General features: G+C 50.1%; 4 protein-coding genes. 3 read left to right on the forward strand and 1 reads right to left on the reverse strand.

The window, feature by feature from the left end:
* Positions 1 to 103: 103 nt before the first annotated feature.
* Positions 104 to 1918: a hypothetical protein gene (locus tag AAF564_25750; GenBank protein ID MEM8488976.1), complete on the reverse strand. Its 1815-nt coding sequence runs from the start codon at positions 1916 to 1918 to the stop codon at positions 104 to 106.
* Between the two features lie 298 nt (positions 1919 to 2216).
* Here AAF564_25750 and AAF564_25755 point away from each other — a divergent pair, with 298 nt between their 5' ends.
* The 3 genes from AAF564_25755 to AAF564_25765 all read left to right on the forward strand — a co-directional run.
* A complete protein-coding gene (locus AAF564_25755; GenBank protein MEM8488977.1) occupies positions 2217 to 3431 on the forward strand; it encodes an MFS transporter in 1215 nt (404 codons plus the stop codon).
* A 123-nt stretch (positions 3432 to 3554) separates the two neighbouring features.
* On the forward strand, positions 3555 to 4628 hold the full coding sequence (locus AAF564_25760; protein ID MEM8488978.1) for a histidine kinase: 1074 nt from the start codon (positions 3555 to 3557) through the stop codon (positions 4626 to 4628).
* A partial coding sequence (locus tag AAF564_25765) for a response regulator transcription factor (protein MEM8488979.1) occupies positions 4625 to 5253 on the forward strand: 629 nt, incomplete at its 3' end. The genes AAF564_25760 and AAF564_25765, both read left to right, overlap by 4 nt.

Consider the following 5253-nt stretch of genomic DNA (forward strand, 5'->3'; position numbering starts at 1 on the left):
GCTTTTGTATGTGCCTTTGACAAAAAAGAAGATCAATCGGCATTCGAAAATCGGCATTCGAAAATCGGCATTAAACACAACCCATCATACGCATTATGAGATGTCAGGTACTGAGCTCCCAGGTGGTTAGTCGCTCTGGTGTGTAGCTGCAATACGTGCCGGTCTGTATCGAATTTGAGAGATGCCTACCGAGTTTGGGATGGCTGGCAGTAATTTTCTTAATGGCGCTCCGAATTCGCCATGTGACCGCGGATCGGGCTTTTTCAGCGGGAGAGCCCACTTCGCGAATTTTACCGGCGAGTCCGAGGGCAGACAGCAGGTGGTCCGTCACCTGCTCGTATTCTTCGGTGAGCACGTGGACGCGTTCTATGTTGCCTAATTCGGTTGCGTCTTCGATTTGTTCTTGTAGTTGGCTGATTCTGGCCTGGTAGCTGCGTTTACTGGTGGCATCAATGGCTGCAATTTTATCCTCGCTATGCACGGTGATACCCATCAGGTCCAGACAGTGAAACGACTCGTTTGGCGCTGTCAGTAACCTGGTAATGTTCTTCCAGCCTTTTGAGTCCTTCAGGGTTATGCGTTCTCCTTCATAAGTTACATGCCAATGGTTGGCTTCTTTTTTTATGAAGTTGACACCGTCGCGGGATGCCGGTTTTTCGAGTGCCGCTTTTTTGGGTGCCGCTTTTTTTTGTGCAATGAGTTGCCGGTTCGTTTTGATGAAATCCCAAAACTTGCTTAAGTGTGTTGCGTCGCGGTAGGGGTTTACATTGATCTGCCACTGTATGGCCTCGAACTCAATCGCTTCATCACTTTGTGCAATTCTTGATTTGAAGAAGGTGAGATAGGTATGCCAGCTTGCCCACATTTTGTTGTAATCACCGAGGTGAAAATGGGCTGCGGCAATGTAGGCGGGGAAATCTACCCAGCACATGTCCGTCGCCACTTTGTCGCTGAGCGCGATGCAGTGTTCGAAGTCGCCGTGTTCGAAGTAGAAGTTAGAACCGTACGCGAAGTATATGTCCTTATGAAACGGGTTCAGGTCTTTGGCCTTTTCGTACAGGTTAATTGCTTCGCTGGAGTACCCCAAGAACATCAGGGTGAACGCCACCTGGATTAAGTTGTCTGCATCATTGGGGTTCATGCGCAAAGACTTGCGCACACAATGCTCTGCTTTTACAAATTCCTCGTTGAACAGGTAGGTTCTGCCAAGAATGGCGAGCGCTTTGTAATCGTTGGGATCTACCTCAATTGCCTTCAAGGCATACGCATGGGCACCATTGCGGCTAACATCCCAGCGGTCCCAAAGCTGGCAGCTCCATTCGTTGAAATGCGACAACGAAAGTCCGGTGTAAGCCGGCGCAAACTGCGGGTCAATTTTCAAGGCTTCCTTAAAATGAACCCTTGCTTGCTCATCGTTTTCCATTGAGCCTTTCTTCAGGAGATCCATTCCAATCAGGTAGTTCTCGTAAGCAGCCAACTCGGTTTGCTTCTTCCTGTACGAGTGGGAAAGGATGTCGAAATCGATTTTCTGCTGCAAACTGCCCACCAGTTGCTCCAGGATGGTATCCTGTGTAGCAAGGATGTCTTCTGGTGCAAAGTCATACTCGCTGGCAAAAAGCACGCTTTCATTTGCGGTGTTGACCAGGTGCACGGCAATTCGGATTTGATCTGCGATTGCACGTAAACTCCCGCCGATGATATAGTCGGCCTCAAGTTTGTCGATTTTGCTTTTGTCTGCCAGGTCTGTAATGTGGGCGGTTGAGAAGTGTGAAATAACCGAGATGCCGGTGAACCGGGAGAAGCTGGCAATAAGGTCTTCTGTAAATCCGGGTAGCAACGGGCTTTGGTATTGGTTAGCAAGCAAATCCCTGAATGGGAGAATGGCTATCCGTTTTTGGTCATGCGATGTGTTGATCATGGCCCAATAAAAGAGACTGCACAGTTGGTAGTGGGTGTTGTACTAAATAAACACACTGGTAAAATAAGGTCCTCCTCATTGTATTGCATCTTTTTGCTGTATCCCTCTGCTGCGCCACAGTAGAGAAACTGCATTTACGAGTACTGTCTCGTATTGTTGGTGCATCGTGGTGTGTATGCTGATGAACTGTGCAAGCAGGGTGCATGAATGACCCCTGTTGGTGTAGCTTGCCTTGATGTAACATAGCTGTCGATGGAATTACGGAATCATATGCGGAAGTATACCCTGGCCTGATTGCATGCAAATAAAATGGCGTAATCTACTCTTGTTGGCAATTGCTGAATTGCTGGCCATGACACTCTGGTTTTCGGCTTCAGCTGTGTTGCCGCAGTTGGGCGTGGTGTGGGAGTTAACCGAGGGGCAGCGCTCGTGGATGACGATGAGTGTGCAAATAGGCTTTGTGGTGGGTGCCTTGTTGAGTGCTGTACTGAATCTTGCAGACCGCATCCCGGCGCGGTTACTTTTTGCCGGCTGTGCATTGGCCGGCGCGTGTTTTAATGCGGCAATTCCGCTGTTTCAGACAGGGCCAGCTGTTGCCCTTGTGCTGCGCTTTCTAACAGGCATTACACTTGCCGGCGTATATCCACCCGGCATGAAATTGATGGCAACCTGGAGTAAAACGGACAGGGGCCTTGGCATTGGGTTGCTGGTCGGCGCGCTGACGCTGGGGTCAGCCATGCCGTATCTGCTGAACGCCGTGCCCATATCCGGTGTATCCGGCATCCCTCCATGGGAGCATGTTTTGCTCGCTGCATCTGCAATGGCGCTTTTGGCCTCAGCGGTTGTTTTCTTCTTTGTGAAAGCCGGCCCACATCTCACCGGCTCCGCGCCTTTCAACTGGCGCTTTATTGCACAAGCACTGAAGCATAAACCTACGCGGCTGGCAAACTTCGGATATCTCGGTCACATGTGGGAGCTGTACGCCATGTGGACCTGGATGCCGGTCATGTTTATTGCGAGTTATGAAGCAGCAGGATGGTCTTTGCAACAGGCATACCTGGCCGGCTTTGCAATGATCGCCATAGGCGCCCCGGCTGCCATGCTGGCCGGCTGGCTGGCTGATCGGCTCGGCCGAACACTGATTACGGTTGTGAGCCTCGTGGTGTCGGGCTTATGCGCCGGCGTCATTGGTTTTTTCTTTGAGATGCCGGCAATCCTTACCGTTGTTGCGCTTGTGTGGGGTTTTGCTGTGATCGCAGATAGCGCCCAGTTCAGCGTGGCTGTAAGCGAGTTGACTGACAGCCGCTATGTGGGCACGGCGCTGACTTTGCAAACGAGCATGGGTTTTCTGCTGACGCTTTTTTCTATTCGGGTAATGCCCTACATGGTAGCATGGTTTACCTGGGAATATGCTTTTCTGATACTGACGCCTGGGCCGATCTTTGGAATCTGGAGCATGCTTAAACTCCGTCGATTGCCGGAGGCTACACAAATGGCTGCCGGCAACCGTTAGCCGGTGATTCATCCCGGCAGCTAGCGTGTTGATGGCACCGTTGCACCTTTTTGTCACATCGTGCAGTATGCAGCCTGATAAACCGTTAGCTTGTAGACTGATTAGGAAGATATTGACCCTGAAATGACAACGTTAAGTCCGATACAACCTTGGTACGGCCGCATATTTCGGCATAAGTATGAGGCCCCGCTGCATGTGCTGGTGTGGGTTGTGTACCTGATGCTTGCTGCAACGCCCTGGTATCTGGGTGGCGTGGATCCGGAGCCTGAAGTAAAAACGTATTTCTTTCTGACGATCCTCCTGTATGTTCCGGGCATCTTTTACCTGAATACGTTTTACCTAATTCCTGTATTCCTACAAAAAAGGCAATGGGTCAGGTATCTATTCTGGCTTCTTGCGTTAACCGCACTTTTTGCTGCTGTTGATGCAATCGTGGCCTATTTCTATCGCGGAGGATTTGATACGGGCCTCGCAGGATTTATCACTGTGTTGTGGGAAAAGCTGAAAACGGGATTGGCCGGCCTGGTCTTTATTACCGTCTTTTCTTTTGCCTATCGGTTTACGGTCGACTGGATTGTGCACCTTGGCATGATCGAGAAGCTCGAAACAGAGCAGTATGCGATGGAATTGGCTGTGTTGAAGTCCCAGGTTGATCCGCACTTTCTGTTTAATACGCTGAATAGCCTGTACGCATTGGCGCTCGAAGAGGAAAGCGATAAAACTGCTGACGGTATTGCAAAGCTTGGTACGCTTATGCGTTACAATTTGCACGACGCGCAGGCAGACACCATTTCTTTGCAGAAGGAGGTTGACTACCTCGAAAAATACATCGCCTTGCAACAGCTGCGCGCCGGCGTTAACAACATTGTTGATGTTGTGCTGGATATTCCAGAGGGCGAAGCTGCACAAATTCGGGTGTCGCCGATGCTTTTGGTGCCTTTTGTGGAGAATGCCTTTAAGTATGGCACCAGTCCTGTGTTGCCGGCACAAATTACCATCCAATTGGGAGTGGCGGATGGCGTCTTGCGCCTATTTGTAGAAAATACCATCATCCCGCAATCAAGTATTGCGCGAAGCGGCATTGGGTTGACAAATGTGCGAGAGCGCCTTCAGTTGCTCTACCCAAACAAACACATTCTTGAAGTGGGCGCCGTAGATGAAACGTTTACCGTTAACCTGAGCATCACCCTGAAATGACCTTGCGTTGTGTTGCCATCGATGATGAACCGCGGGCCTTATCCGTGTTAGGTAACCATGCTTCGCGTACGGAGCTGGTTGATTTGTTGGAATCTTTTGTTGATCCATTTGCCGCAATAGACTACATCAACAGCAACGCCGTTGACCTTGTTTTTCTGGATATCAACATGCCAGAAATTGACGGCCTCAGGCTTGTAAAGTGCCTCACCAACAAACCGCTCATTGTATTTACCACTGCGCACAGCGAATACGCGATTGAAAGTTATGAAGTAGAAGCGCTCGATTATCTGCTCAAACCATTTGACTACACCCGTTTCATCGCAGCTGTCCACAAAGCAAAAGCACGGCGTGAAGCAGAGGCTCAAGTGGTGCCGGCCGCGTTTCTTTTTGTAAACACAGGCAACCAGAAGCAGCGCATTGTGGTGGATGAATTGCAGTATCTGGTTAGTGAAGGCAACTATGTGCGGTACGTGGCAACATCAGGGTCATATCTCGTCCGCGCTTCAATTAAAGATACGCTGCGGTCGCTGAGTCCGGCTGCTTTCATGCAGGTACACCGCTCTTACATTGTCGCCCTCAGGTGGGTAGACAAAATTGAAGAAAGCAGCGTATTCATCGCCCAAAC

The sequence above is a fragment of the Bacteroidota bacterium genome, from assembly GCA_039111535.1.
Classification (GTDB): Bacteria; Bacteroidota; Rhodothermia; order Rhodothermales; family JAHQVL01; genus JBCCIM01.

Bases quoted from the DNA above. Each gene is read 5' to 3' on its own strand.
- AAF564_25750 (MEM8488976.1), bottom strand. From the start codon at position 1,918: ATGATCAACACATCGCATGACCAAAAACGGATAGCCATTCTCCCATTC.
- AAF564_25755 (MEM8488977.1), top strand. From the start codon at position 2,217: ATGCAAATAAAATGGCGTAATCTACTCTTGTTGGCAATTGCTGAATTG.
- AAF564_25760 (MEM8488978.1), top strand. From the start codon at position 3,555: ATGACAACGTTAAGTCCGATACAACCTTGGTACGGCCGCATATTTCGG.